At 69.7% G+C, this 3,003-nt stretch carries 1 protein-coding gene and 1 pseudogene; one reads left to right on the top strand and one right to left on the bottom strand.

Features of this window, described 5'->3' with window-relative positions; genetic code table 11:
• Window positions 1-862, bottom strand: a pseudogene (locus BDIM_RS17985) (hypothetical protein); the annotation flags it as partial.
• A gap of 394 nt (window positions 863-1,256) precedes the next feature.
• On the opposite strand from BDIM_RS17985, the gene flgK reads away from it, so the two are divergent.
• The coding region (gene flgK, locus BDIM_RS10910) for a flagellar hook-associated protein FlgK (protein ID WP_050796700.1) at window positions 1,257-3,003 on the top strand (1,747 nt) is incomplete at its 3' end.

Below are 3,003 nucleotides of genomic sequence, written 5' to 3'. Positions count from 1 at the left end.
GCGCGGCGACGGCCGCCGCCGCAGGCGTTTCGGCCAAGGCGGGCGCAACGGCTGGGCGGGCGGCGGGCGCTGACGTTGCAGCATCAATGGGAGCGTCGGCCTGGGCGGGTCGGTTGGCGGTCGCTTCGGCGTTGCCTGTCGCTGTGGCTGCTGCCTGTATCGCTTCTCGCGCCGAGGCCAGCCGTTCGCCCGCGCCCGATCGGAAGCCGGTCACGCCCAGCAGGGCGGCGTCCTGTGCAGGAAGGGCCGCTCCAGGGCGCGACGGCGGCGGTGCGTCCGACGGCTCGTCGCTCTCGGTTGACGGAGGTTCCGGCGCCGCATCCGGCTCTGCAAAGACGGCGGGGAGCGCCGCCTTGAGGGCGGCGGATATGGTTGCAGGGGGGGGCGTCGCGGCTGAGACGGGCGCAGCCGTGGCGGTCGTGGCGGTCGTGGCGGCCGCAGGTTCGGCGGTCGGGGCGACGGGAGCCGCCTCTACAGCCTCAGAAACGGCCGACGGAGCGGGAGACGGCGCGGCGGCGACAACAGGAGTCGCTTCGGTCGTCGGCGCCGTCGGATCGGCAGGGGCTGTCGGCGCCGCAGTCTGTTGCACCGGCGGGGGCGGCGCGAACCAGGCGGGCGGAGCCGGGGCGACGGCGATGTCGTCCTTTGCGGGCTCGACCGGAGCGGCCTCGATCGGGGCGGTGGTTTCGGACGCTTGGGCGACCGGGACAAGCTGGACGACGGGCGGCGCGGCCTGCGCTTCTTCCTTCAGCATCAGGTCCGCGAAGACGGCGCTGTCCGTCGCCGCCTCGACGGAGGCGTCGACGCTGGCGCCGCCGGGGGCGGCGGGCGTCAGGACGGACATGAGGCTGACGGCGGACATGCGGGCGGCAGGCGCTTTCGGTCGGTGAGGGGCGGCGCCTGCTGCGCCTGGGTCATTCGGCAGGGCCTTCGCAAAGCTTGGGCCAAGTGTAGGTGTCGAACTTAATGTATTGAAATGTAATGGTATTGATGGGTTTTCAGTCGCCGTTTCAGCGACGTGACGCCGGGCGCTTCTTGCCGCGCTTGTCGCTTTTTGCCGGGCGCGGGCGGCGCCGTTCGACTTGGCCCGTCGCTTGCCTCTCTTGCTGACGAATGCACAGGGGCTGAACGCCGATGTCGAGGAAAATCAAAGAGATGGTCAGAAGACCTGCTCAATTCGCCGGGCAAGATTTGCTCGCTTGCCTGCAAGGCTTGCCGAGCGGCCGTCCCGTGCGCTCCGGCGTGGGAGACGTCTGATGTCCCTCAACTCGATCATGAACATCGCCACCTCGGGCATGAACGCGGCCCAGACGCAGCTGCGGGTGGTCTCGGACAATGTCTCCAACGTCAACACGCCCGGCTATGTCCGCAAGATCGCCGACCAGCAGTCCTGGGCCAGTCAGGGCGTCGGCGCGGGGGTGGAGATCGCCCGCATCCGTCTGGCCACCGACCGCTTCCTGCAGGCCGCCAGCCTGAACGCCAGCGCCGACGCCGGCCGTCAGACGGTGCGCTATGAGCTTTACGACCGCATACAGTCGATGTTCGGCGATCCGGGCTCCAACAGCGGCTTCTTTTCGCAGATCGACAGCGTCTTCGCCGCCTTCGCCGCTTCGGCCGAGAACGCCACCTCCGGCCCCGCTCGCCAGGACGCCATCTGGAAGACGCAGGCCCTGTTCGATGAAGCCGCCCGCATCAACAGCCAGATTCAGTCGGTGCGCGAGGACGCCGACGCCCGCATCAAGAGTGCGGTCGAGACGGCCAACAGCCTGCTGGAGCAGATCGAGAAGCTGAACGTCGAGATCGCCAAGGCCACGGTGATCAATGCGGACTCTTCGGGCGCGCAGACGGCTCAGGCGGCCTTGATCGATCAGTTGTCGGGCCTGATGGACGTTCGCATCACCGGCCGTGCGGTCGGCGGGGTCGAGATCCGCACCGGCGCCGGCATCCTGCTGGCGGGGCAGGGGGCGGCCAAGCTGGACTATGTGCGCGCCGGCGCCGTCTCGGCCGAGACGGTGTTCAACGAGGTCATGGTCATCGAGCCCCCCGCCGGAAAGGCGCGCTCCCTGGCTGAAGGCTTGGGCTCGGGCGAGATCAAGGGGCTGCTGGAGCTGCGCGACGGCGAGGCGCCGGCCACGGCCGAGCGCCTGGCCGAACTGATGTCGCGTCTGGCCGACGAACTGAACCGGGCGCACAACGCCTCATCCGCCGCGCCGCCGCCCAACAGCCTGACCGGCCGCAACATCGGGCAGTCGCTGGAGACCGCCCTGCAGGGCTTCACCGGCCGCACCTCCATCGTCATCACCAATGACCAGGGCGTAGCCCTGCAGAAGATCGACCTGGACCTGGCGACGCTGAATCCTGCGACCTTCCTGGCCGACCTGAACGCCCAGCTGGGGGCCAACGGCAGCGCCAGCTTCGTCGACGGGCGTCTGAAGATAGAAGGCGCGCCCGGTACGGGGGTGGTGGTGGTCGACGATCCGGCCGCGCCCTCGAACAAGGGCGGGCGAGGCTTCTCGCACTTCTTCGGCCTGAACGACCTGATCACCAGCGCGCAGCCGGCGATCTATGAAACGGGCATGACGGGCGCGTCGCAGCACGGCTTCACGCCCGGCGAGACCATCACCTTCCGCTTTAGCGATGCGGCGGGCGCCAAGCTGCGCGACATCGAGGTGGCGGTGCCCGCGGGCGGCGACATGGCCAGCCTGCTGGCCGCGCTGAACGATCCGATGACGGGCGCCGGGCGGATGGGGACGTTCAGCCTCAGCTCGACGGGCGAAATGACGTTCACGCCGCGACCCGGCTCGGGCGCGAACCTGTCGGTGCTTCAGGACCGCACCACCCAGGTTCCCTCGAACGTGTCGATGAGCGAGCTGTTCGGTCTGGGCGGCGCGCGCGCCTCGCGAGCCGACGCCTTTTCGGTCCGGGCCGACGTCGCCCGCGACCCATCCCTGATGGCCTTCGCCAAGGCCGACGCGACGGGCGGGGTCGGCGCGGCCGTGGTCA

It is taken from the genome of Brevundimonas diminuta ATCC 11568 (assembly GCF_000204035.1).
Classification (GTDB): domain Bacteria; phylum Pseudomonadota; class Alphaproteobacteria; order Caulobacterales; family Caulobacteraceae; genus Brevundimonas; species Brevundimonas diminuta.
This window is presented reverse-complemented; position numbering and strand designations above follow the sequence as displayed.